Source organism: Flavobacterium sp. (genome assembly GCF_039595935.1).
In the GTDB taxonomy this organism is placed as follows: domain Bacteria; phylum Bacteroidota; class Bacteroidia; order Flavobacteriales; family Flavobacteriaceae; genus Flavobacterium.
The window spans coordinates 366,307-390,424 of the sequence record NZ_JBCNKR010000006.1 but is presented as its reverse complement, the minus strand read 5'-3'; the positions used below and the strand labels follow the sequence as shown (position 1 = coordinate 390,424).

At 33.7% G+C, this 24,118-nt stretch carries 20 protein-coding genes and 3 pseudogenes; 13 read left to right on the top strand and 10 right to left on the bottom strand.

Annotated elements, in window-relative coordinates; translation table 11 throughout:
- Positions 1-60: 60 nt before the first annotated feature.
- The 3 genes and pseudogenes from rsmA to proC all read left to right on the top strand — a co-directional run bounded on the left by rsmA (position 61) and on the right by proC (position 3,071).
- A pseudogene (gene rsmA, locus ABDW27_RS11375) lies at positions 61-845 on the top strand (16S rRNA (adenine(1518)-N(6)/adenine(1519)-N(6))-dimethyltransferase RsmA).
- Positions 829-2,178: a magnesium transporter gene (gene mgtE, locus ABDW27_RS11370; protein WP_343696009.1), complete on the top strand. Its 1,350-nt coding sequence runs from the start codon at positions 829-831 to the stop codon at positions 2,176-2,178. The pseudogene rsmA and the gene mgtE overlap by 17 nt, the downstream one beginning before the upstream one ends.
- A gap of 115 nt (positions 2,179-2,293) precedes the next feature.
- Positions 2,294-3,071: pseudogene (proC, locus tag ABDW27_RS11365) on the top strand (pyrroline-5-carboxylate reductase).
- Positions 3,072-3,148: 77 nt separating this feature from the next.
- Here the strand turns inward: proC and ABDW27_RS11360 are convergent.
- The 3 genes and pseudogenes from ABDW27_RS11360 to nhaA form a co-directional block, all read right to left on the bottom strand.
- Positions 3,149-3,397, bottom strand: a pseudogene (locus ABDW27_RS11360) (c-type cytochrome); the annotation flags it as partial.
- Positions 3,398-3,589: 192 nt separating this feature from the next.
- The gene (locus ABDW27_RS11355) at positions 3,590-4,129 is read right to left on the bottom strand and encodes a hypothetical protein (RefSeq protein ID WP_343696008.1); all 540 of its coding nucleotides are present in this window, start codon (positions 4,127-4,129) and stop codon (positions 3,590-3,592) included.
- A gap of 46 nt (positions 4,130-4,175) precedes the next feature.
- Positions 4,176-5,321 (bottom strand): Na+/H+ antiporter NhaA, encoded by a 1,146-nt coding sequence (gene nhaA / locus ABDW27_RS11350; protein ID WP_343696007.1) that lies wholly within the window; start codon positions 5,319-5,321, stop codon positions 4,176-4,178.
- A gap of 213 nt (positions 5,322-5,534) precedes the next feature.
- Between nhaA and ABDW27_RS11345 the strand changes: the two genes are divergently transcribed.
- The 5 genes from ABDW27_RS11345 to ABDW27_RS11325 all read left to right on the top strand — a co-directional run bounded on the left by ABDW27_RS11345 (position 5,535) and on the right by ABDW27_RS11325 (position 8,930).
- Complete coding sequence (locus ABDW27_RS11345) at positions 5,535-6,482, top strand: 2-hydroxyacid dehydrogenase (RefSeq protein ID WP_343696006.1); 948 nt, start codon at positions 5,535-5,537, stop codon at positions 6,480-6,482.
- A 208-nt stretch (positions 6,483-6,690) separates the two neighbouring features.
- Positions 6,691-7,062 carry a DUF805 domain-containing protein gene (locus tag ABDW27_RS11340; RefSeq protein WP_343696005.1) on the top strand — a complete coding sequence of 124 codons (372 nt, stop codon included), beginning with the start codon at positions 6,691-6,693 and terminating at the stop codon, positions 7,060-7,062.
- A 24-nt stretch (positions 7,063-7,086) separates the two neighbouring features.
- On the top strand, positions 7,087-7,365 hold the full coding sequence (locus ABDW27_RS11335) for a TM2 domain-containing protein (RefSeq protein WP_343696004.1): 279 nt from the start codon (positions 7,087-7,089) through the stop codon (positions 7,363-7,365).
- 67 nt (positions 7,366-7,432) lie between these two features.
- A complete protein-coding gene (locus tag ABDW27_RS11330; protein WP_073415405.1) occupies positions 7,433-7,672 on the top strand; it encodes a TM2 domain-containing protein in 240 nt (79 codons plus the stop codon).
- A gap of 247 nt (positions 7,673-7,919) precedes the next feature.
- Positions 7,920-8,930 carry a suppressor of fused domain protein gene (locus ABDW27_RS11325; protein ID WP_343696003.1) on the top strand — a complete coding sequence of 337 codons (1,011 nt, stop codon included), beginning with the start codon at positions 7,920-7,922 and terminating at the stop codon, positions 8,928-8,930.
- 66 nt (positions 8,931-8,996) lie between these two features.
- Here the strand turns inward: ABDW27_RS11325 and ABDW27_RS11320 are convergent, their stop codons facing one another.
- Positions 8,997-10,799, bottom strand: a complete 1,803-nt coding sequence (locus ABDW27_RS11320) for a lysophospholipid acyltransferase family protein (RefSeq protein ID WP_343696002.1) — start codon at positions 10,797-10,799, stop codon at positions 8,997-8,999.
- A gap of 119 nt (positions 10,800-10,918) precedes the next feature.
- On the opposite strand from ABDW27_RS11320, the gene ABDW27_RS11315 reads away from it, so the two are divergent.
- The 3 genes from ABDW27_RS11315 (at position 10,919) to ABDW27_RS11305 (ending at position 14,055) form a co-directional block, all read left to right on the top strand.
- The gene (locus ABDW27_RS11315; RefSeq protein ID WP_343696001.1) at positions 10,919-11,680 is read left to right on the top strand and encodes an exodeoxyribonuclease III; all 762 of its coding nucleotides are present in this window, start codon (positions 10,919-10,921) and stop codon (positions 11,678-11,680) included.
- Positions 11,681-11,820: 140 nt separating this feature from the next.
- Complete coding sequence (locus ABDW27_RS11310; protein ID WP_343696000.1) at positions 11,821-12,765, top strand: OmpA family protein; 945 nt, start codon at positions 11,821-11,823, stop codon at positions 12,763-12,765.
- Between the two features lie 252 nt (positions 12,766-13,017).
- Complete coding sequence (locus ABDW27_RS11305) at positions 13,018-14,055, top strand: aldo/keto reductase (protein ID WP_343695999.1); 1,038 nt, start codon at positions 13,018-13,020, stop codon at positions 14,053-14,055.
- Positions 14,056-14,143: 88 nt separating this feature from the next.
- On the opposite strand, the gene ABDW27_RS11300 is transcribed toward ABDW27_RS11305, so the two are convergent.
- The 4 genes from ABDW27_RS11300 to ABDW27_RS11285 form a co-directional block, all read right to left on the bottom strand.
- Positions 14,144-15,784 carry a DUF4139 domain-containing protein gene (locus tag ABDW27_RS11300; protein WP_343695998.1) on the bottom strand — a complete coding sequence of 547 codons (1,641 nt, stop codon included), beginning with the start codon at positions 15,782-15,784 and terminating at the stop codon, positions 14,144-14,146.
- Between the two features lie 61 nt (positions 15,785-15,845).
- Complete coding sequence (locus ABDW27_RS11295; protein ID WP_343695997.1) at positions 15,846-16,469, bottom strand: murein L,D-transpeptidase catalytic domain-containing protein; 624 nt, start codon at positions 16,467-16,469, stop codon at positions 15,846-15,848.
- 21 nt (positions 16,470-16,490) lie between these two features.
- Positions 16,491-17,654: a vWA domain-containing protein gene (locus tag ABDW27_RS11290; RefSeq protein ID WP_343695996.1), complete on the bottom strand. Its 1,164-nt coding sequence runs from the start codon at positions 17,652-17,654 to the stop codon at positions 16,491-16,493.
- Positions 17,655-17,761: 107 nt separating this feature from the next.
- Positions 17,762-18,730, bottom strand: coding sequence for an SIMPL domain-containing protein (locus tag ABDW27_RS11285; RefSeq protein ID WP_343695995.1), 969 nt, complete (start codon positions 18,728-18,730; stop codon positions 17,762-17,764).
- A gap of 146 nt (positions 18,731-18,876) precedes the next feature.
- Between ABDW27_RS11285 and ABDW27_RS11280 the strand changes: the two genes are divergently transcribed.
- Both ABDW27_RS11280 and ABDW27_RS11275 read left to right on the top strand, forming a co-directional pair.
- Positions 18,877-20,703: a histidine kinase gene (locus ABDW27_RS11280; protein ID WP_343695994.1), complete on the top strand. Its 1,827-nt coding sequence runs from the start codon at positions 18,877-18,879 to the stop codon at positions 20,701-20,703.
- Positions 20,700-21,449, top strand: a complete 750-nt coding sequence (locus ABDW27_RS11275; RefSeq protein ID WP_343695993.1) for a LytTR family DNA-binding domain-containing protein — start codon at positions 20,700-20,702, stop codon at positions 21,447-21,449. The genes ABDW27_RS11280 and ABDW27_RS11275 overlap by 4 nt, the downstream gene beginning before the upstream one ends.
- Before the next feature lie 220 nt (positions 21,450-21,669).
- Here ABDW27_RS11275 and ABDW27_RS11270 read toward each other — a convergent pair whose 3' ends face one another.
- A complete protein-coding gene (locus tag ABDW27_RS11270; RefSeq protein ID WP_343695992.1) occupies positions 21,670-22,125 on the bottom strand; it encodes a DUF4262 domain-containing protein in 456 nt (151 codons plus the stop codon).
- Positions 22,126-22,135: 10 nt separating this feature from the next.
- Positions 22,136-24,103, bottom strand: coding sequence for a biosynthetic peptidoglycan transglycosylase (locus ABDW27_RS11265; protein WP_343695991.1), 1,968 nt, complete (start codon positions 24,101-24,103; stop codon positions 22,136-22,138).
- Positions 24,104-24,118 lie beyond the last annotated feature (15 nt).

Here is a 24,118-nt window from a genome sequence, read left to right as displayed (position 1 = left end):
CTTTGACCCTTCGCATTAAAAAGAATACTTTTGCACCCTCGTGGCAAAACAGGTAAGAAAATGGAAAAAGTAAAAGCCAAAAAACATTTAGGACAGCATTTCCTTAAAGACGAAAGCATAGCAAAAGCAATTGCCGATACTTTAAGCTTAAAGGGATACGATGAGGTTTTAGAAATAGGACCAGGGATGGGTGTGCTTACTAAATATTTACTTGAAAAACCAGTTCATACCCGGGTAATTGAAATAGATACAGAATCTGTTGCTTATTTAGATGCAAATTATCCAAAATTAAAAGATAATATTATTTCAGAAGACTTCCTGAAATACAACATAAACCAGGTTTACGAAAACAAGCAGTTTGCTATAATTGGTAACTTCCCTTATAATATCTCTTCTCAAATTGTTTTTAGAACATTAGAATTTAGAGATCAGATTCCCGAATTTTCAGGAATGTTTCAAAAGGAAGTTGCAGAACGCATCTGCGAAAAAAAGGATCAAAAACCTACGGAATCCTGTCTGTACTGGCACAGGCTTTCTATGATACTGAGTATTTGTTTACTGTAAGCGAAAATGTTTTTATTCCTCCGCCCAAGGTCAAGTCGGGTGTGATGAAAATGACCCGAAAGGAAGATTATAGCCTTCCGTGTGGCGAAAAGTTATTTTTTACAGTTGTAAAAACGGCTTTTCAGCAAAGAAGAAAAACATTACGTAACAGTTTGAAAACATTAAATTTATCAGACAAACTGCGAGAAGACACTATCTTTGATAAACGTCCCGAACAGCTAAGTGTTGACGAATTTATTGTTTTGACTCAAAAAATAGAAGCCGATGGAGTTCAAAGTTAGCAGAGAATTTATCCACCAATTAGAGGAACTAATCGTTAAGAAAAATGACAATGAACTTGAAATTTTACTTAATGATCTTCACCACGCTGATATCGCTGAAATTCTTGAAGAATTAGATTTTGACGAGGCGACATACATTTTCAAAGTTTTAGATAGTGATAAAACCGCCGAGATTCTTCTTGAACTGGAAGAAGATCTGCGTGAAAATATCTTAAGCAGACTTTCACCAAAAGAGATTGCCGAAGAGCTTGATGAGCTTGAAACGAATGACGCCGCCGATATCATCGCCGAACTTTCGCAGGAAATAAAAGCGGAGGTTATCTCGGAGATGGTCGATGTGGAACATGCCAAAGACATTGTCGAGTTATTGCGCTACGACGAAAACACGGCAGGTGGTTTGATGGGAAAAGAGCTTGTAAAAGTCAATGAAAACTGGAACGTTTTGACCTGCGTAAAAGAAATGCGAATTCAGGCTGAAAATGTTTCAAGAGTACATTCTATTTATGTAGTCGATGATGAAAACCGTTTAAAAGGGCGCCTATCTCTTAAAGACTTACTAACTTCTTCCACTAAAACTCAGATTGGAGAAGTTTATATCCGAAAATTGAACTTTGTAAATGTTGATACCGAAGACGTAGAAGTTGCGCGTATCATGCAGAAATACGATTTAGAGGCAATTCCGGTTGTTGATGAACTCGGTCGTTTAGTTGGGAGAATTACCATTGACGATATCGTAGATGTTATCAAAGAAGAGGCCGATAAAGATTACCAGTTAGCAGCGGGTATTACGCAGGACGTTGAATCGAATGACAGCGTTCTTGAATTAACCAAAGCACGTTTGCCATGGCTTTTAATCGGGATGGTGATCGAAATTGTAGCTTCTTTTGTTTTAAAAGATAACGAAACTGCTTTTCAGAAATATTCAACCCTGATTATTTTCGTGCCTCTGCTTTCGGCTACAGCCGGAAATATTGGAGTTCAGGCATCGGCAATCGTTGTGCAGGGTTTAGCAAACGGAACTTTAAAAGAATTCAGCAAAAGTTATTTCAGTAAAGAAATTACCGTTTCGATGATTTCCGGAAGTATCATTTCACTTCTTCTTCTTGGTTATCATTCTCTTATGTATCAGCAATATTTAGTGGGAATGGCAATTTCGATTTCTATGATTGTGGTTATTATGTTTGCTGCAACTTTAGGAACTTTAGTACCGCTTTTTCTTCATAAAAATAAAATTGACCCCGCAATAGCAACAGGGCCGTTTATTACTACAACGAATGATGTATTTGGAATTATGCTCTATTTTGGAGTTGCCAAATTGATTCTCGGATTTTAATTTTTTGCCACAAATTAATAGATTACAGTGATTTAAAATCTGTAAAATCTGCGTAATTTACACGCCGAAAAAATCTGCTATTCAGCAGCCAAAAAATAAATTAAAACCAAGCAGGATGAAAGTACACATTATAGGGGGAGGAAACCTTGGCGTTTCTATTGCCTTGGGAATCGCAAAATTTTCTAAAAATAATCAGGTAACTGTAACCAGAAGAAACACGGCGAGTATTCAATATTTAGCCGAATACGGAATTACGGTTTCTAACGATAATAAACACAACATTCAGGAAGCCGATGTAGTGATCCTAACCATAAAACCGTATCAGGTTGATACAGTTTTGGCAGAGATTCTTCCGGTAATTCAAAACAAAACTATTGCTTCTGCAGTAAGCGGATTGTCTTTAGATGTTCTTCAATCTAAAACAAATAATGAATATCCGGTTGTGCGTATTATGCCAAATATTGCGAGCACAGTTTGGAGAATCGGCAACTTGTATTTCTTTTCCTGAAAAAGACAGAGAAAAAGCATTGCCAATTGTTGACTTGTTTCAGGATTTAGGAACGGCTCCGGTAATCGACGAAAAATTGATGGATGCAGCGACAGTTTTAGGTGCTTGCGGTACTGCATATGCTTTACGTTATATTCGTGCTTCTATGCAGGCCGGAATTGAAATTGGGTTTGATTCTAACACTGCTCTGGCAATTGCGGCACAAACGGTAAAAGGAGCTGCCAAAATGCTTTTAGAAGAGAGAGTTCACCCGGAACAATTAATTGACCGCGTAACGACGCCTCAGGGCTGCACAATTGTTGGTTTAAATGAAATGGAACACAATGGTTTCAGTTCATCTTTAATTAAAGGGATTAAAACTTCTTTGAAACAAATCAAAGGTTAGTTTTAAAGAAATTACAATATTTGAAATTCCAAATTCCAATTCTTGATGGGATTTGGAATTTTTGTTTTTTGAAACTTTTAGTAACGCGGTCTTGAGCAATAATCAATTATTAAAGGAAGATTTTCTTTATTTATGTATTCTTTAAACATAGTTTTGTGATAATCAATTCCTAATTTTTCAATTTTAATGCTGTCTATTTTATAGTTTTTTTGAAGTATCCATTTTGCAAAAACAAGCGAATCTCTATTGCGTAATGGTGGTCCAGTGCTTCTGTAATCTAGTTTATGGCAAGCAGCGCAATTAGAATTAAATAGTTCTCTTCCTTTTTCTTGGCTTTCTGTTAAAGGAGGAGCATTGGTTCCACAAAAAGGAACAGGGATTTGACAAACTAAATAATCGGCTTGTGTTTCATATTTTATTTGATAAAATATAAAACCTACAAGCAATATTATTAGAGATATTGATGTCGTAAGTATTTGTTTTATTGTCTTCATTTATGAAGATTGGGATTTGGAGTTTTACTTTTGTAATTTAATCAATCGAATATACTTTCTTCCACACTCTGAAAGCTTTGTATAGGAATTCATCGAGTTGCCATAATTTTGAATAGTCAGTGTATCTTTTACATAACCAGCAGTAATTCCAACCGGAATTTCAAGTTCTGGTTTTTCTAAACTTGCAATAGAATCATTTTCTTCCTCTTCATGACTTATGTCACCTTCGTATTCATCCCATTTTATGCCTTCCAAAACCAAATATTTTTCACCAGATTCTTCTGTGGTGAAAGTTGCAATTCCTTTTAATTGTCGTGTTTTTGTTTTCAGGAAATAAGAATAACCATCTTTTGTTTTGGTCATTTTTAATGAAATTGCGCAGTCATCTGAATTATTTTCTTCAGCTTGAGTTTCATAAATTCCTTCAATTACATTTTCATTATTGCCCGTTTGAAGAGCAATTGTATCTTTAGAAATATTTGCTTTTGATAGAGTTTCAGGCTTTTTATCGTTACATGACGATAATAAAACAAGGATTGCAAACAAGGAATAATACTTTTTCATTTATTAAAATTAATCTGTTTATATCTGCTAAATCTGTGTGCGAAAACTAAACACTTTTCTTTTTCGTCAGAACAAGCTTTAAATAAGCAAATCCAAATGCGCCAGAAAGAACAGAAGCAATAAGAATTGATATTTTAGAATAGAGAATAGTTTCAGGATCATTAAAAGCCAAAAGAGTTATAAAAATAGACATCGTAAAGCCAATTCCTCCCAGCATTCCCGCACCTAAAATATGCGCCCATTTTAAACTTTTTGGCAAAGCGCACAACCCCGCACTTACTCCAATAGAAGAGAAAAGTGCAATTCCTAAAGGTTTTCCAACTACTAAGCCCAGGATTATTCCAAATGCATTAGGATGATTCAGTCCCATATGCCAATTTGAATCGATGGCAATACAAGTATTTGCAATTGCAAACAAAGGTAAAATTACAAATGCAACAGGTTTATGTAAAAAGTGCTGCAATTTGTATGAAGATGTTTTTTCGCCACCATCTCCAAACGGAATTACAAAGGCCAAAATAACTCCGGTTATGGTGGCATGAATTCCCGAGTTTAGCATAAAATACCACATTACTGCCCCTCCAATTAAATACGGAATGAGATTATGAATTTTCATTCGGTTTAAAACAAATAACAAAATCCAAATTCCGAGAGCTATTCCCAGGTTTACAAATGAAATTGCAGTAGTGTAGAATATTGCAATTACAATTATGGCGCCTAAATCGTCTATTACAGCAAGAGCCGTTAAAAAGACTTTTAGCGAAGCAGGAACTTTATCTCCTAATAGCGATAATATACCAATCGCAAAAGCAATATCAGTTGCCATCGGGATTCCCGCGCCGTTTTGAGTTGGTGTTTTAAAGTTTAAAGCAAGAAAAATTGCAGCCGGAATAAGCATTCCGCCAAGAGCCCCCATAATAGGCAGCGAAGCATTTTTGATGTTTGATAATTCGCCATGATAAATTTCACGTTCCAGCTCTAAACCAATCAACAAAAAGAAAATGGTCATTAGCCCGTCATTAATCCAGTGTGTAATGGAGTGACCGCCCAAATCTTTTTCCCAAAAAGCGATATAATTTTCAGCGAATGAAGAGTTGGCTGCATAGAGAGAGAGGATCGTAACAAATAATAAGAGCAATCCTCCTGATTTTTCATTTTCAAAAAAGGCTTTAAAAGTCTTGGTTAATTTCATGAGGAGAGATTGTAATGATTTATAAAGAAGGAATTTCTTTTGAGGCTTATTTTTCAAAGTTAAAAAAAATCTGACCAATAAAAAAGGAGGGATAGAGGAACAGAGAAACAAAGCAACAAAGATGCAAGGTGTATGTGATTTCTGAAATGACAATTTTTAAAACTAAAGAATTAATATTTAGCCGTATTTTTGTTTTTATAAAATTGAATAAAAATGAGCATAAAAATTCTTCATATCGACAGCAATCATCCGGTTCTTTGGAATCAGTTAGAAGAAGCTGGTTTTGAAAACCACGCCGATTTTAAATCTTCTAAAGAGGAAATTGAAGCTAAAATCCAGCATTATAACGGAATTGTAATTCGAAGCCGATTCAAGATCGACAAAACCTTTTTAGATAAAGCCACAAATCTTCAGTTTATTGCCAGAGTAGGCGCGGGTTTAGAAAGTATTGATTGTGATTATGCCGAAACAAAAGGAATTCATTTAATTGCAGCGCCTGAAGGAAACCGAAATGCAGTTGCCGAACATTCGCTTGGCGTAATTCTTTCTCTTTTTAATAATTTGAATCAGGCTGATGCCGAAGTTAAAGCCGGACACTGGAATCGTGAAAGTAATCGCGGTCATGAATTAGATGGTAAAACGGTTGGAATTATTGGTTATGGAAACATGGGTAAAGCTTTCGCCAAAAAACTTCGTGGTTTTGATGTTGAGGTACTTTGTTATGACATTCTCGATAATGTAGGGGATGATAATGCAAAACAAGTTACTTTAAAAGAATTACAGGAAAAAACAGATGTGCTGAGTTTACATCTTCCGTGGACTCCCGAAACGGATAAAATGGTTGATGCTGCTTTTATAAATGCTTTCGAAAAACCATTTTGGGTTATAAATACTTCACGAGGAAAAAATATCGTAACAGCTGATTTAGTTGAAGCCATGAAAACCAAGAAGGTTTTAGGTGCCGGTTTAGATGTTTTGGAATATGAAAAATTGTCTTTTGAAACCCTTTTTCAGGATAAAAATACTCCTGAAGCATTTCAATATTTGCTAGAAGCGAAGAATTCTTTATTAACGCCGCATATCGCGGGATGGACTTTTGAAAGTCATGAACGATTGGCTCAGGTTATAGTTGATAAGATTAAGAAGATTTATTCTAAATAATTATAAAATTCAAAATTAAAATACCACTTCTGCATAATATAATCAATTTAGTTTTTAATAACAAGGGATTTCTGTAAAAGTAACTTACAGAATTAGTTTTTAATATAATTTTTGTTTAATATTGTTTCCGATTTTTTTAACAAAATTTTATAAAGGAGGAACTGAAAATCCTTAAAAGAGTAGGAATAAACTAACTAATTGATTAATTATGATTGAATGGTACAAAAAAGTGGTTTTTGAAAACTATGCAAATTTTAATGGAAGAGCAAGAAGAAAAGAATATTGGATGTTCTTTTTAGGACACATAATTATTGTTTTTGCTTTAGCTTTTATTGCCGGATTAATTTCTCCAGCTTTAATGTTACTAATAAATGTCTATACTTTGGCAGTTTTTGTACCTGTGCTTGCTGTTGGCGTTAGAAGAATGCATGATGTTGGTAAAAGCGGATGGTTTATTCTTATTCCTATTTATAGTTTAATATTAGCTTGTACAGAAGGGGATAAAGGAGTAAATGAATATGGACCAGATCCTAAAAACGAGTTTGACGAAGTTAACGAAATAGGAAAAGTTGAATTATAATTTTAAATATTAGTAATAAAGAAGATGGAGACTACAAAACCAGAATCTTGGAATACACCATCTGGACCAAGACCAGAAAATAAAAAAGTTGCTGCCGGAGTTTTAGGTATCTTATTAGGCGGATTTGGAATTCACAAATTCATCTTAGGATATACACAAGAAGGAATTCTTCAAATTGTAATAAGCGTTGTTACTTGCGGAATCGGTAGCATTATTGGTTTCATTGAAGGAATCATTTACCTGACAAAATCAGATGAAGAATTCTACCAAACTTACCAAGTAGGTAAGAAAGGCTGGTTCTAAAAATATATTTAATCCCATTTGTGTAAAAGCAAATGGGATTTTTTTATCAATTTTAAATAATCACAATATGGAAGGCACTCAAGAGAATAAAAAAATAACGGCAGGAATTCTGGCTATTTTATTAGGAGCATTAGGAATTCATAAGTTTTATTTAGGATATAGTAAAGAAGGAGTGATTCAGCTTCTTTTAGGTCTTTTATGCGGAATTGGAGGCTTAATTGGTTTAATTGAAGGAATTATTTATCTCACAAAATCGGATGAAGAGTTTTATCAGACGTATCAGGTTGGTCAAAAACCTTGGTTTTAAATAAAAGCTATAAATTAAAAAAGTCCCATCTGCTATCACGGATGGGATTTTTGATTTAATGGAATAAAGGTAAAGAGTTTTTGTTGAGGATAATGCTTTTTTAAAATAAAAATCTTTACTTCAATATGAATTTTAATCTGAAAAAAAATAATAAAGAAATATGGGATTATTTAGCAGAAAAAATAAGATTGAAAAACCGAGGGTTCTTCTTGAATTAAGAAGTCCTAACTGTCCAATCACAGCAATTGTGGAACAAGACAATAGAACAGCTTATTTTTATTTGTTTGGTGATAATGAAGATTTTGGTATGAAAAGCTGTTGGATTAGAAATTTAACTAAAGCGCCAGAAGAAATAGAGGTAAAACTGATGGAAAAAGGTATTCCTCCTATGTTGACTAAAGAATTTTGTAAATTTCCTGAAGGCCAGGAAAGCCTTAATAAGAAGAATTTAGAAATTGTCTGGATGGAAGAAGGAGATGGAGCAGCATTGTTGGAAAATGGAGAGATTTTATGTGTAATTCCAAGCTGGGGAGGAGACAGAGGATTCTGTGGATACGCCCGAGATTGTAATGGTCAGGGTGGTTTTGCCTGGGAGCTTTCCGAAGATAATGAGATCAGAAAACGTATAAATAATGCAATCTCTTTTATTAAAGAATGGAATGAAGAAGTGAATCCTTTTCAGTCTTTACAGCCTCAAATTCTAGATTATTATGAAGACATATTTGGAGAAAGTGAGAAGTATTATGCAATCGATAATTCAGATTGGCCTCCAAAAGGTCTTTATGTTTACGAAGGAACAGAAAAGATTGTATTTGCAACTGTAGCAGTTTCATTAAGACCGCAGCCAAAAGTAGAAATGTATTATGAAGATGCTAGCAAGGTAAATAGAATTGAACTTGGAATTATTTTGAAATCAGGATTGACAAATGATGAAATAAATAATATAGCAAGTCTAATAAGCGGAATTACAGCAATACCTTGGGATTATATCACATTTGTAGCAGAAGGACATACAGTAGAATTTGAGACAATTGCTAGTGAAAAATTTAAGTATGCAGTTCTGACGAATAAATTAAAACTTCTGCCTGAAATGAATGTACCTGCTTTTGGAAATTCACATACTAATTTTTTATGGATAGTACCTGTTTCTGATAAAGAATGGAAGATGATGAAAGAATCTGGTTCTAAAGTTATACTGGATAAACTGGATACTATTGGTGAAGAAATATTTAGTTTGGAGCGACAAGAAGTTGTTTAAGAATAGTATAAAAAAAGAAGACTCATAAATCTAAATTTATGAGTCTTCTTTTATATGATTAATCATTTAATCTTCCTTCTCAGATAATTTCTTTTCCAATTCAATCTGAAATTCCTCGATAACAGGCTTCATTGTACTTTCCGGAATATCTGCAATTCTGATGTACATTAAGCCGTCAATTGCGTTATTAAAAAGCGGATCAACGTTAAAAGCAACTACACGTGCATTTTGTTTGATGTACTTTTTAATTAAAACAGGTAAGCGTAAATTTCCTGGTTCTAATTCGTCAATGATTTTGTCGAATTTATTTAAATCAGATTCTGCTTCGTCGAAGATAAAATCTTTATCAGCATCTTTTAATTTTACTTTATAAGCCTTTTTCGGATGGATATACTGCGCAATATAAGGGTCATAATAGTTAGACTTCATGAACTCAATCATAAGCGATTTAGAGAAGTCAGAAAACTGATTACTGATACTTACTCCTCCAACCAAATATTTGTGTTCAGGGTGACGCAGAGTAGTATGAATAATACCTTTCCATAAAAGGAATAATGGCATTGGTTTTTGCTGGTATTCTTTTACAATAAATGCACGGCCCATTTCGATAGATTTGTGCATCATATCGTGAAGTTCCGGTTCAAATCTGAAAAGATCAGTTAAGTAGAAACCTTCGATTCCGTATTTTGGATAAATCTCAGAACCTAATCCCATACGATAAGCTCCGGCGATTTTTTTGGTTTCATCATCCCATAAAAACATATGGTGATAATATTGGTCGTATTCGTCTAAGTCAATAGATTCATTGGTTCCTTCGCCTACTTCACGGAAAGTAATTTCGCGTAAACGTCCTATTTCGTGTAAAATATTCGGAATTTGCTTTGCGCTTGCGAAGAATACTTCGTAGTTTTTGCTTTGTAAAAATCTCGAATCACTGTCTCTTAAAGCCTGAACTTCATCAATCAATTTTGATTCATTTGCCGGCGTAACGATTTTTTTAGGCGCTTTAGGAATTTTTAAACTTGCTGTGTCTATCAATTTCGTGTCTTTCTCAAAAGGATTAGCAAGCATATAAGTTTTACGTCTTAAGAATTCTGAATATTCTTCAAACGATTCTATTTCATTTTGTTCACTTACAGAAATAGGTTTTCCAATACGAACTTTTATAACGCGGTCTTTTTGTGTAAGCAATTCAGACGGCAGTTTTGCAGTACGCAAAGTGTCATCAATTTTAGAAAGCCAATAGAATAATTTACTGTTTTTGGCGTGAAAGTAAATAGGTACAACCGGAACTTTTGCTTTTCTGATCAATTTCAGAGCGCCTTCTTCCCAAGGTTTATCAACAACTAATTTACCATCTTTATAAGTAGAAACTTCACCTGCGGGAAAAATCCCTAATGGTTTTCCGTCGCTTAAATGACGTAAAGTTTCCTTAATACCAATTACGCTCGATTTTGCATCCTTATGATTTTCAAAAGGATTAACCGGCATAATGTACTTTTTCATCGGAACGATTCTGTGTAATAGAAAGTTGGCAATGATTTTGAAATTTGGTTCTCTTTCAAGCATCAATTTCAAAAGCAAAATACCATCAATACCTCCAAGCGGGTGATTTGAAATAGTAATATACGCACCATCTTTCGGCAGACGTTTCAAATCTTCTTCCGGGATTTCGAATTTAATTTCCATTTCATCCAAAATTCCGTTTAAAAACGCAAGATCCTCCAGATGCTTATTACGGTCGTAAATTTTATTAAGGGTAGAGATCTTAAGAACCTTCATAAGAATCCAGCCTGAAAAAGTACCAAATACTCCGTACTTTTCAACATTTATTGCCTTTGCAACTTCTTTCGCGGTAACTAAACCCATTTACTATTTTTAAATTATTAAGCAGCGAACAAAGATAACAAAAAACTCTACTTTTCCTTTATTCAATTATAAACTTTCCACTTTTTTATTACATTTGAAATCCTAAAAAATACAATCGGATGAAAATTATTTCTTATAATGTAAACGGAATTCGTGCTGCAATTACCAAAGGTTTTATTGAATGGCTGCAAGCGGCCAGCCCTGATGTTATCTGTCTTCAGGAAATTAAAGCAACTCAGGATCAAATTCCTGTAGAAGCAATAACGGCTGCGGGCTATCCTTACCAATATTATTATCCTGCGACAAAAAAAGGTTACAGCGGTGTAGCAATATTATCTAAAATAGAACCTAAAAAAGTAGTATACGGAACCGGAATTCATCATATGGATTTTGAAGGACGTAACCTTCGTGCTGATTTTGATGATGTTTCTGTAATGAGTTTATATCTTCCGTCAGGAACAAATATTGAAAGACTGGATCATAAATTTATGTTTATGGACGATTTTCAAAAATATATTAATGAGTTAAAAGTTACGATTCCAAATTTAATTATCTGCGGAGATTATAATATCTGCCATGAAGCAATTGATATTCATGATCCTGTTCGTAACAAAACAGTTTCAGGATTTTTGCCGGAAGAACGCGCCTGGCTGGATGCTTTTATGAAATCCGGATTTATAGATAGTTTCCGTCATTTTAATAAAGATCCGCATCATTATTCGTGGTGGAGCTATCGCGCAGGAGCCCGAGGAAATAATAAAGGCTGGCGTATTGATTATAACTTAGTAAGTGAAGTAATGGGGCATCGTTTAAAACGTGCCGTAATTCTTCCGGATGCTGTTCACTCAGATCATTGTCCGGTTTTAGTTGAGATTGATTAAAGTTTGGTATTGTTCTTGTTGAGAAAATAGCGATTCTAAAATGTAAATCCAGATTCTATAAAACTATGAAACGGTCTGGATTTTAATTTTTTAGAATTTGAAAATTATTAATAGCCCCAAATAAAAAACCGAAAAGTAAAATGATTAAAAAAGCCTCCATTGGATTAGTTGTTTTAGCATTGTCTGCAACTTCATGCGTATCCAAAAAGATTTACAATGATCTGGAAACAAAATATTCAGATCTAAAAAAAGAAAATCGTTCAATTGCTGACGAAAACGAAAGTTTAAAAACAGCAAAAAATCAATTAGAATTAGATCGTGATAAACTGACTAAAGATTTAGCAAACACAAAAGACGAACTGGCTAAACAAAAAGCAGATTTAGCAGCAGAACAAAAGAAATACAAAGTTTTGCAGGATTCTTATAATGCTTTAGAGAAAAACAGCAACGATGCATTAGAAAGTAACATGGCTAAAAACCGTGATTTATTGGCACAATTAGAAGCAAAATCTAAAAAATTAGCCGATGAGCAGGCTCGTTTGGATAAAACAGCAAATCGTTTAAAAGAGCTTGAAGATATGATTGCTGCTAAAGAAGAATCAATGCGCAAGCTGAAAGAAACTTTATCTAAAGCTTTAAATGGTTTTGAAGGCAAAGGTTTAACAGTTGAACAGAAAAACGGAAAAGTATATGTTTCTATGGAAAATAAATTGCTTTTCAATTCAGGAAGCTGGGCTGTAGGAACAGAAGGTAGAAAAGCGGTTGTAGAACTTGGAAAAGTATTAGGTGAAAATCCAGATCTTTCAGTTCTTATTGAAGGCCATACTGATGATGATCCGTATGCTGGTTCTGGGCCAATTGCAAACAACTGGGATTTATCTACAAAAAGAGCAACTGCAATTGTGGCTATTTTAAGTGAAAATACTAAAATCAACAAACAAAAACTTACGGCAGCAGGAAGAAGTGAATTTTCTCCTTTGGCAAGTAACGCAACTCCGGAAGGAAAAGCTAAAAACCGTAGAATCGAAATCATCTTAACGCCAAGATTAGATGAAATTGCTGATATGCTTAATAGCATAAACTAAGGTTCAAAGTTGCAAAGTGACAAAGATACAAAGGCTCAAAGGTTTTACTTTTGAGCCTTTTTGTTTTCCTGCAAGGTTTCCAAAACCTTGTAGGTATAAGTTTATTTTTTGTAAAAAAAAACACCCACAAGGTTTTGGAAACCTTGCAGGAGAGAAAAAAATCTTGTACTTTTTTTAACCTTTGTCAAATTTAAATTTGAAAAATCCCTTTGTACCTTTGTCACTTTGCAACTTTGAACCTTAAAGAGAAAAATGAAATACACAACACTACCCAACACCGACATAAAAGTTAGTAAAATCAATCTTGGAACAATGACTTTCGGGCAGCAGAATACCGAAGCTGAAGGACATGCTCAAATGGATTACGCTCTGGAAAGAGGAGTTAATTTCTTCGATACAGCCGAAATGTATTCAGTTCCGGCGAGTGAAGCAACTTACGGAAGTACAGAAAAAATTATTGGAACCTGGTTTAAAAAATCAGGAAATAGAGATAAAGTGGTTCTGGCATCTAAAATCGCCGGTCCAAATCCGAGTTTTGGATACATGCGTGAAAAACTGGATTTTTCTCCGGCAAGTATTAAATACGCTTTAGAAAATAGTTTAAAAAGACTTCAGACAGATTATATCGATTTGTATCAAATGCACTGGCCGGAAAGAAAAACTAATAATTTCGGACAGCGTGCTTTTCACGGACACAATGATGCCTGGGAAGATAATTTCAGAGAGATATTAGAAACTTTCGACGGATTAATCAAAGAAGGGAAAATTAAACATATTGGTGTTTCTAATGAAAATGCGTGGGGAATGATGCGCCTTTTGGAAGAAAGCAAATACAACAATCTGCCAAGAATTAAAACCGTTCAAAATCCTTATTCTTTATTGAACCGTTTGTTTGAAGTAAATTCTGCCGAAGTTTCAAAATACGAAAACGTTGGTTTATTAGGATATTCACCTTTAGCATTTGGAGTTTTAACCGGGAAATTTTTAACTGGGGAAAGTCACCCAAAAGCAAGAATTAATCTTTTTCCACAATACAAACGTTACAATAGCGAACAATGTACGCAAGCAACAAAATTGTATCAGGAAATCGCCAAAAAACATGGTTTAACGCTAACACAACTTGCTATGGGATTTGTATTGCAACAGCCATTTTTGACAAGTGCAATTATTGGTGCAACAACTTTAGAGCAATTAGAAGAAAACATCGATACTATTGATGTTGTGCTTTCTAAAGAAATTTTGGCAGAAATCGATGCTGTTCAGGCAATAATTCCTGATCCGGCGCCTTAAGAATGTTTACAATCAAACCTGTTAGGTTTCCAAGTAAATACAAAATCCCGATAACCTTGATTATCGGGATTTTTTTTGATAAGAAGTTTTATAAATTTAAAACTTGATCTTTTGGATATTTCACTTTATAGCTAATTCTGAATTTCTTGGTTTCATTTGGTTTCAGCTGTAATTGCCAGGTCAAGATTCCAGTTTCTGCATTTATTTTAGCACTGTCGTTCTGCAGTAATTCAACTTCGATTTCCTTATTTGTGCTAAGCGGATATTGGTCTTTTAGCAATAATTCTACAGGTTCTTTTTTATTATTTCTAACGGTAATATCATAAGTAAAAGTTTGTTCTTTTCTAGCAGATAAAAACTTAGTTCCTGATTTATCTGCAACTTTTTCACGTTTAATTGATACTTTTTTATCGCGCCCCATACTTAAGTTCAAAGTATCACTGGTCTGATTTGGTTCTATGAATGTTTTACCAACATACATTCCTTCAAAAATAATATTCGCTTCACCTCGCAGTAAATTGTATTTGCTGTAGTCTGCAATTTCAGCAAGTAAAAAAGCATCATTTTCAGCTTTTGGAACAGCATAATATTTATATGTTGCCGGAAGTTTTATTTCTTTTAAAGATACGCTGTGAATTTTTCCATTTGATAAAATGTCATACGGGATATCAATATCAAAAGAAATATTAAGCTGGTTTTCTGCCACAGTTGTGTAATTCGAAACCGAAGATTCTGCCATGACCGGTGCAGCCATCTCCATTTCATTACTTACTTTTTTATCTTTATAGATACTTCCCTGTATCTGATTTCTTTTGTTGATTCCATAAGCAGTAGCAGTAATAACTTGATCAATATATGCCTGATTCGCCAGAAACCAAGAACTCAATATTGGAGCTTGATTATTTTGATTTGGATAACCGCTTGACAGAGTCAGTTTTACTTTTTTCCAGTCAATTCCTGTATTTTGAACCACTTGCGCTTTGTACATCATATTAATTGGAGCCGCAACGCTTTCGGTGCGTAAATCATAAAAAGTAGACCAGCCGGCATTATTGGTTAAATAAGATATTTCTAAAGGAACCTGCCCTGCAGCATTGTTCATTACCTGAACAATCAGTTTTCCAGATGAAGTTTTTTCTTCTTTACTTGTATCAACTTCAAGTTTGTTGTTTAGTTTTTGAAGTGTTTCATCTAGCTTTTGCTTTTTCTCAGTCAGTGTATTTATGTTGTTTGCAATTTCTATTTGCTTGCTTTTATAATAATCGACCATTTTCATTAATTCGGCAACATTTAACCCAGAATTTGTGCCGGAAATCTGTTGGTTTTTATCTAATAACTGAATGGTTTTTGATTCAGAATTTATGCTATTATTTACTTTCAGAATTTCCTTCTGAACCAAAACAATACTGTCACGAACTTTTTTCAATAAAGGCGATTTAGGATCGGGTTCATATTCTGAAATATAATTATTAGTAAATTGAACCGAAAGTACCGTTACAGTCGCCGGCGTACCAATTTGGATTGAACTTTCATTTAAATTTACGGCCACATTTTTAATCACAATTTCACTTGTTCCTAACGGTAAAATTGTATTTGCAATTTGAGAAATTTCGGCAGCATTAAAATATACTGTAGCAGCTTTTACCTTTGCTGTAGTAAAAATTGGTTTCTGCGCAAAGGCAAAAATGCTAAAGAATAATAAGAGTGCTGTTGCTTGTTTTTTAATCATTGGAGTATAATTTAAAGTCTTTTATAAAAGTATAGATGACAAAAATGGCTGAAAGGTTGTATTAATAATACATTACCAAAATGATTTTCTTTTTTGAATTGTCAATCAGCTTTTCAAGAACACTGAAAAACTTTTCGTTTACCATCGGGCAGCCTAGACTGTTGCAGATAGGGTAGGGCTGTTCTTCAAACGGAATTTCAGAGTATTTGTGCAATACTATATTTCGATTAAAAGCATTATTGTTGGTTTTGTCTAAACCGTATAATTTATAGGCTTTTCCAAATGTTCCAGAATAAGAACCTCCAATAGCATATTTACCCAGCGAACTGCAGTGTGAATTTTCGACATTGCTAAATTTCAATTCGCCTCTAATTCCAGTTTCTGAACCAGAACCATGCCCGACCAAACCTTTGTTTAGCAATTTGTTGTTTTTTAAATCATAAACAAAAAACCGATTTCTTCCAGATTCTATCTTCATGTCTAAAAAGAAAACTACGTCTGAATTGTATTTCGGAGATTTCCCCAAAAAGCTCCTGATGGCAGCAATCTCACTTTTTAGTTTCTCTTCGTAGGAATAAATCGGTTTTGATATTTTGATCTTTATTGGTTTCTCTTTTTTGTTTTCACAGCTTAAGGAAATAACTGGAATCAGTAAAAACAGTATAAAGCAGAGAATCTTTTTCATTAGATTTAGAAATTCAATTGACTATTCTTTCTCAACAGTATAGCCTTTCACTTTTGCAAAAGCTACAATAGAACTGTTTATCGTGTTGCCCAAATCGTCTTGCTTTTTGGTTTTTTTAGCTTCGGCATTAATATATTCCTGACGTTTTTTTGCCAAAACACTAACCTCTTTTTGAATAGCTTCTCGCTCTTTTGTTTTCTCGCTTATAATTGTTTTAATTTCAGCTTCCGATTTATCTTTAAGTTCGTCAGGCAGTTCCTCTTTTTTCATTTTAGAAATCGCATTAGGATCCTGTTTTGCTTTGTCAACCAAGTCCCAGCTTTCGTTTTTATAAACCGCTTTTGATTTACTTACTGCACGATTGGTGTAATTGGCGTTTGAAACTTTTTTAGCATTTTGGTCCTGCATAACCTGATTCATTTTTTTCTCAGCTCCTTTAGCACCATAATTAATGTACGTTTTGTTTATTTTTTCATCACACTTTGTGATTTCTTCGTCATAAGGTGTTGCAATATATTGAACCGCTTTATCTGAATCTATATTGAAATACTTTCCTTTTCCACGGTCGGCACCGTCTTTCCAGAATGTGTTAATGCCTTCCGTTTTGTTACCGCAAAAAATAGTATTCACATAAATATCATTTTTCAAAGCAGTGCTGATTGCTTCTTTATAACTGATTTTTCCTTGATTGAATTCTTCGTTTCCGGCAATGTAAATCAGTTTCATGCTGCTGTTTTCCGGAGCCCATTTTAATTCTTTTGTCGCGTCCTGAATTACCGCCCCGCAATATTCGTTTCCGCCATTGGTTCTCAAAGCAAATAGTTTTTCTGAAATCAAATCAAGATCTGTCGATAAAGGCGTTATTTGTCTAATGTAATTTGACTTTTCAGATAAACCATCATTTCCATATTCATATAAAGCAATTTCAATTTCGGGAGTTTTTCCTTCGTATTTTAATGTTGTCAGTGTGTTTACAATTTCCCATAATCTCGATTTTGCCTGATCAATTAGTCCGTCCATACTGCTTGAAGTATCCAATAAAAGTGCTACCTGAATTTTGGTTGCATTGGCCGTTTCCGTTTTTTTGATTTCAATTTTGTTTTTCGGACTTGCATTAGAAGTGTTGCAGCCCGCAAAAGAAAATACAGTGGCAAAAAGTGCAGAAATAAAAAGATTTGATTTCATAATTTTAGTTTTAATTGATTGATTTTTAATCAAACTTAGAAACTAAAAAAGCTCGTTTTATGGACAAATGGTGAAACGGTCTTTTGACTTGGTGAAATACTTTAGAACTAATAAGTTTGTTTTGGTGAAGACACATTAATAGGTCTTAAATCGCCATTTGGAGTAACAAGAATATATTCTTTGTCTGTTTTGGCAATCTGTTTCTTTTCTTTTTCTCTGTTGATGAAAATTTTAACTTCATATTGCACTTGAATAACAGGTTCTAAAACAGCGGGATTTATAATAAAATCAAATTCTTTATTAAAAACAGGCTGATAATAAAGCGTAGTAGATTTACTGACTTGGTTAACATTGGCTGATTTTTTCAAATTTAAAGAAGAGCTGTTGTAAGCCTCATACGATTTGTACATTTCTACAGGCAAATTGACAACAAAATCATCGGCGATTCTTTTTTCAGCATTTGTAAAGGTTTCTCCAAGCAGTGTTTCATAGTTTTTGATTTTTTCCTGAGTCAGAAGTCTTGCCTTGGTCATCATTTCTTTTTTAATGGTTTCTAAGGCATTAGAGAAATAATCAACGCGAACCAAATCGTATATTTCGTAATTAGATAAAATCGAAATAAAATCATTAAGCTGATTTGGATCTGAGAATTTGATATGGATGTTCTTTTTTAATTCAAATCCAACAGGAACTTCATTGTAAGTTTTACGATTAAAGACTTTTTTCTCGACTTCATATTCATAAACCGGAACAAACGAAATCATATCGACAAAAGTTTCAACGGCTTTTTTAAGTTTGATTTCGCTGAGCGATTTATTAATTCGCTGATCAATTAACTCATTAACTTCTTTGGTTGTTTTACCAGTTTGGGTAGTGCTGAAAATTGCGGTGTATGAATCGGCCTTAACGTTGGCGAGCCCTTTTATACTTACCACAATTCCTTCATTTGAAGGGAAATTAATATCAATAGTATTGCTGGCTTGATATTGATTTTGATAATTGACATTTCCAGAGGCTTGTCCAATTATAAATGGAGAAAATAATAATGTCAAAAAGAAAGAGAATAGTTTTTTCATGATTATTGTTTTAAGATTACGAAGCAAATGTATTGAGTGAAAAAACGTATTTTTGGGAGAATGGGTCAATCACCAGTTTGACTTGGTGAAAGATATAGGATAGAAATTCGAAATTAAGTTACTTTACACTTCTAAATAAACTATTTGTGAAACGTCATTTATTACTTGGTTTTGGTCTGCTTTTTTTACTGCTGTTGTTTCCGCAGGGAATAACTGCGCAGGCACTTCCTGAAAAGAAAATGGAAAGCAGTAAGAGTAAAGCTAAAATCAGCAAAGCGGCTGAAGATTTATCTAAATCACTGGATGAAAACGATGAATCTAAAATTGCGGCCAATTACGAAAAATTAGCAAACGAATTTCTGAACAATGGAGACAATGCTAAAGCCGAAGAATATTATAAAAGGGCTTTAAATACTTATGCCAAATTAAAACTTGCCGAAGATAAAACCAGAGTTACAAGAAGTCTTGCCAAAGCGCAGGAAAACCAAAAAAACTTTGATTCGGCAATAAAAAATTACGAAGCGGCAGGTTCTTTAACAAAAGATGCTGCTGAAGAAAAAATCAATCTTAACGATGCCAATCGATTAAAAAATCAATCAGATCCGGCAAGTCAGACCAATTATGTTGATTCTAATATCGAACTGTTCAAAAGAGAAAAGAAAAGCCAGGAAGTTAAAGAAGCTTATGTTCAAAAAGCACAAAATTCTTTGGACCTGAAAGACAAAAAAGAGGCTATCGAAAGTTATAAAAAAGCGTTGGTCTATGCCAAAGACAAACCAGAAGAGGTCGTTAAAATCAAAAATGAAATTGCCAAAGTTTACGTTGCAGATAATCAATTTGACAAAGCGCTCAGTATTAACCAAAAACTGCTTGCGGATGCTAAAACAAATAATGATTATACGACCGAAATAAAACAATTACAATCTATAGCTTCGCTTTATTTTGAAAAACAGGAACCACAAAAAGCGATTTCTTCCTTGAAAGAAGCTTACGATTTATCATTTCAAAAAGGAAATTCGGCAGAAGCCAAAAAGAGTTTGTCTTCATTGATTAAATATTACAAGACAAAAGGCGAAGACAAAGAAAGTATGGCGTTGTACGAGCAGTTTTTTGATAATTTCGAAAAGTTAATCAAGTCTGATACCACGCTTATTGATGCTAAAACATTTCAGATTACCGAAGACAAAATTCGACAGCTTGAAAAAGAGAAAGTTCTAAAAGACGAACTGATCTCAAAGAAAAATACATTTAATTACTTTCTTTTAGGATCGGTTGGTTTACTGCTTCTTTTGTTTTTCTTTATTGCAAAAGCTTTGTATTCAATCAAAATCAAAAACAAAGAAATCGCTTTGCAGTCGCTTCGTCGTGAAATGAATCCGCATTTTATTTTCAACAGTTTAAACAGCGTGAACCAATTCATTGCAGAAAATAAGGAATTAGAAGCCAATAAATACCTGACTTCGTATTCGAATTTGATGCGAAACATGATGGAAAACTCGAATAAAGATTTTATTTCTTTGGATAAAGAAGTCGAACAGCTTAAAAAGTATCTGGATTTAGAACATCTTCGTTTTCAGGATAAATTTGATTTTGAAATTGTTGTGGATGATTCGCTTGATGCCGAAAGGGTTTTGGTTCCGAATATGATTATTCAGCCCAATCTGGAAAATGCAATCTGGCACGGACTGCGTTATTTGGAGAAAAAAGGTTTTTTGTCTTTGCGTTTTGAATATAAAAACAAAAAAATAAATGTTTTTATTGAAGACAATGGAATTGGTTTAACGAAAAGCCGTGAACTTAAAACAACGAACCAAAAAATCTATGAATCGCGCGGTTTAAACAATACAAAAGAACGAATTGACCTTTTGAATGAATTGTATAAAAAGGATATTGTGTTTACAATTTTAGAAAAAGGGCTGCCAGAATCTGGAACAATTGTTCAAATTGTTTTTCCATTAATTGATAAAATATGATGACAATCCAAAAGATAAAAAGTGTAATTGTCGAAGATGAATTGGCTGCGCGCGAAGTGCTTAAAAATTATTTGAGCAAATACTGTCCGCAGGTTGAGGTAGTCGGTGAAGCACAGAATATTAAAGAAACGGTTCCGTTGCTGCATGAAATTAAACCACAGTTGGTTTTTCTGGATGTAGAAATGCCTTTCGGAAATGCTTTTGATGTTTTGGAAGCGTGTAAAGATCTTCAGTTTGAAACCATCTTTGTAACGGCTTTTTCGGAGTATTCGCTAAAAGCGTTAAACCAAAGTGCGGCATATTATCTCCTGAAACCAATTAGCATTGAAGAACTGATTGTAGCGGTTAATAAGGTGCAGCATCAGATTCTAAATCATGAAATCTTCAATAGAAATAAAATTATTGTCGAAAATTTTCATGAACAAAAACCCGAAAAGCAACAAGTTATTTTACCCACGCTTGAAGGTTTTGAAGTGGTAAAAATGGAAGAAATCGTACGTCTTCGCGGTAACGGAAACTTTACCGATTTGTATTTGAATAATGGAAGTAAAAAAATGGTCTGCCGATTTTTAAAACACTTTTCAGAAATTCTGCCTCTGCCATTTATCAGGGTTCATAAATCACATATTATTAATTTGAATTGTGTAAAATCATATAATAAAGGCGGAATTGTAACACTTAATGATAATACTGAAATCGAAGTTTCGCCAACTTACAAAGAAGAGTTTTTGAAGAATTTTAAATAGTTTTTTTAACCGCAAAGTCCGCAAGGATTTACGCAGAGAACGCAAAGTTTTTCAATAGCCCCTAGCTTCAGCTAGGGGAATAAGATCGAAATAGAAAAAGGCTTTAGCAAAGCAAATACGTTTGGCTAAAGCCTTTTTCTTAGCGTTTATATTTCGATCCAGCTAAAGCTGGACGCAATTGAACTTAAAAAATTAAATTTTGTGACTTTTTGAGCAAATTTTACAAGGTCAGATCTCCAATTATTTTTTGATCATAATCATAATTAGGTTCATTTGGAAAATTTCCCTTTAAATCAGGAAATACCAATTGTAAATATTCATAATCTCGATCTTTATAGAATTTAATCGAAGTCAGAACATAGTCTTCCAAATCTATTTTATTAACTTTTATAAAGTAAATAGGAAATCTATCAGTGAGGTCATAATTTTTTGTGTTTAAGGGGATTTTTTCGAATTTATATTTGTCTGCATAGTTTTTAATTAACTCTCCTGATAAATTTGGCCCGAGTCCAGAAATAAATAATTCAGGTATTTTAAAGTTTTCAAATATTCCGGTAGAATATGCAAAAGGTGTAAAATCCTTTTCTTCCATTATTGCTGTTGTGTGATAGCCAATGTTTTTTATATTGTCATAAACTCGCTTAAAATATATTTCTTTTTTGTTCTCTTCTGCCATTTTTATTTAATTACAAATCAAACTCATCTCTAGTCGCCAAAGAATCAACCTGAACAGCTGTTGAATCTGGAGCTTTTATTTTTATAAGCGAACGCGCATTTCCAGAAATATAAACAGGAAGAATACCAATTGTATCTTCAGGAACTAATAAACCTCTACGGAACATTAAATTCTTTAAAAACTTTTGATTTTTTATCGCGTAGTCTTTTAGATTTCCTTCATCATTAAACTGATACATGAATTTTCGCGGTTTCGGAATAATCGTTGCCAAGTACAAACATTCGTCAACATTTAAAGCCGAAGGACTTTTTTGGAAATAAAAATGACTCGCTTCGCCAATTCCGTATACATTTGGTCCCCATTCAATAATGTTGAAATAAACTTCCAGCATTCTTTCTTTGCTTACAATTCGGTTATTTTCTAAAATATAAACCAACAAAATTTCTTCCAGCTTTCGCGAAAGCGTTTTTTCTCTTGTAAGGAAAACATTCTTAATCAACTGCATGCTGATTGTACTGGCGCCGCGTGAGAATTTTTTGGTTCTGATGTTTTTTAGAATCGATTGTTTAAATGCTTCATTGATAAAACCTCGATGAGAAAAGAAAGAAGGATCTTCAGTTGTTAACACACATTTTCTCAAATAAGGCGAAATTTGATCGAGCGGTGTGTAATTTGGATTTCCTGTTCCAACTAAAACCGGGCGCTGCAACACATTTTGAATAATGGCACGATACACGAATTCGCCATTTAGTTTGTTCAAATCCGCTTCACCATATTTCGTAATTCGTAAATCTTCTTTGTTGAGTTTACTGTCAAAAACAAGTGTATAAGGTTTATTTTTATTGAATTTGAAATCGAGTTTATAATCGAAATTTCCTGTTGCCTGCATTCCTTGGAAATGTGTAAATAAACCATCAGGAAGCGAAACGATAAAATCCTGCGCTTTCATTTTCGGAATATCGACTTTCAAAGTATAAACGGTATCTTTTTCAGTGTCATACGAAATATACGGACGCAGCTTGATTTTGTTCAACGTCATAGTTGAGGTACTGTCAATCGAAATAAAATCATCACCCAATAAAAAACGATAATCAAAACGAGCGTTTTTTATGATCACATCTTTGCTGGCAATTTTTGGATGATTGATTTTTAAGTTTACGATAGAAGTGAAGCCGTCAAGATGAAATTCACTTCCGCTTTTATCAATATTTTCAACATTTAAACGTATCGAATCAAAACTTGCTTTTAAATTATACCTTTCATCTAAGTAAGGAACTCTGATTGCTCCTGTATCTAAATTGAAGAAACGAATATCAGCTTTTTGATTTCTAGGATCAGCAAAACCTTTTAAGTTCCAGCGCTGATCAAAATCTTTGCTTACAACATGAATATTCGTTTCAAGCTTTTTGTCGCTTAAAACCAATTTATTTATGGCTACAGAAGTTTTTTTGCCATTGTCGTCAATTTTGAATTGGAAGTTTTCCAAATTCATATCAGTTGGAACTAAATTCAGTAATTTTGAAATGATGCGATAAGCAAAAGTTCCGTATTTTCTCTTTTCATTTTTTTCAGAATCGTCATCTCTGTTTCTTTTTAAGAAAGCATCAAAATTGCGGACTTTTCCTTTTTTTACTAATTGAATATAGCCCTTATTAACGTTTAAAGTTCCAACCTGAACGTCACCAATCAATAAATTACTTAGACTGACGCTGGTTTCGATTTTGTTAATTTTTAAAAGCGTGTCGGCATTTTTGGGAACCAAAACAACATCTGTAAGTTTAATGCTTGAAAGTCCGTTAAAAGAAGCTTCTTTTATAGAAAAATCACTGTTATAATCAACAGCCATTTTGTGGGTTACTTTTGCAATTGCCTGTTTTAGAAGCGAGTTGCGGAAAAAATATAATCCGATGCAAAGCAAAACGACTATTACAGCCAGTATTTTTAAAGCTTTATAGATTTTTTGTTTGGGAAAATTCATAGTGGTATTTTTATC

Coding starts and splice junctions, on each gene's coding strand:
- mgtE (WP_343696009.1), top strand. CDS start 829: ATGGAGTTCAAAGTTAGCAGAGAATTTATCCACCAATTAGAGGAACTA.
- ABDW27_RS11355 (WP_343696008.1), bottom strand. CDS start 4,129: ATGAAAAAGTATTATTCCTTGTTTGCAATCCTTGTTTTATTATCGTCA.
- nhaA (WP_343696007.1), bottom strand. CDS start 5,321: ATGAAATTAACCAAGACTTTTAAAGCCTTTTTTGAAAATGAAAAATCA.
- ABDW27_RS11345 (WP_343696006.1), top strand. CDS start 5,535: ATGAGCATAAAAATTCTTCATATCGACAGCAATCATCCGGTTCTTTGG.
- ABDW27_RS11340 (WP_343696005.1), top strand. CDS start 6,691: ATGATTGAATGGTACAAAAAAGTGGTTTTTGAAAACTATGCAAATTTT.
- ABDW27_RS11335 (WP_343696004.1), top strand. CDS start 7,087: ATGGAGACTACAAAACCAGAATCTTGGAATACACCATCTGGACCAAGA.
- ABDW27_RS11330 (WP_073415405.1), top strand. CDS start 7,433: ATGGAAGGCACTCAAGAGAATAAAAAAATAACGGCAGGAATTCTGGCT.
- ABDW27_RS11320 (WP_343696002.1), bottom strand. CDS start 10,799: ATGGGTTTAGTTACCGCGAAAGAAGTTGCAAAGGCAATAAATGTTGAA.
- ABDW27_RS11315 (WP_343696001.1), top strand. CDS start 10,919: ATGAAAATTATTTCTTATAATGTAAACGGAATTCGTGCTGCAATTACC.
- ABDW27_RS11310 (WP_343696000.1), top strand. CDS start 11,821: ATGATTAAAAAAGCCTCCATTGGATTAGTTGTTTTAGCATTGTCTGCA.
- ABDW27_RS11305 (WP_343695999.1), top strand. CDS start 13,018: ATGAAATACACAACACTACCCAACACCGACATAAAAGTTAGTAAAATC.
- ABDW27_RS11300 (WP_343695998.1), bottom strand. CDS start 15,784: ATGATTAAAAAACAAGCAACAGCACTCTTATTATTCTTTAGCATTTTT.
- ABDW27_RS11295 (WP_343695997.1), bottom strand. CDS start 16,469: ATGAAAAAGATTCTCTGCTTTATACTGTTTTTACTGATTCCAGTTATT.
- ABDW27_RS11290 (WP_343695996.1), bottom strand. CDS start 17,654: ATGAAATCAAATCTTTTTATTTCTGCACTTTTTGCCACTGTATTTTCT.
- ABDW27_RS11285 (WP_343695995.1), bottom strand. CDS start 18,730: ATGAAAAAACTATTCTCTTTCTTTTTGACATTATTATTTTCTCCATTT.
- ABDW27_RS11275 (WP_343695993.1), top strand. CDS start 20,700: ATGATGACAATCCAAAAGATAAAAAGTGTAATTGTCGAAGATGAATTG.
- ABDW27_RS11270 (WP_343695992.1), bottom strand. CDS start 22,125: ATGGCAGAAGAGAACAAAAAAGAAATATATTTTAAGCGAGTTTATGAC.
- ABDW27_RS11265 (WP_343695991.1), bottom strand. CDS start 24,103: ATGAATTTTCCCAAACAAAAAATCTATAAAGCTTTAAAAATACTGGCT.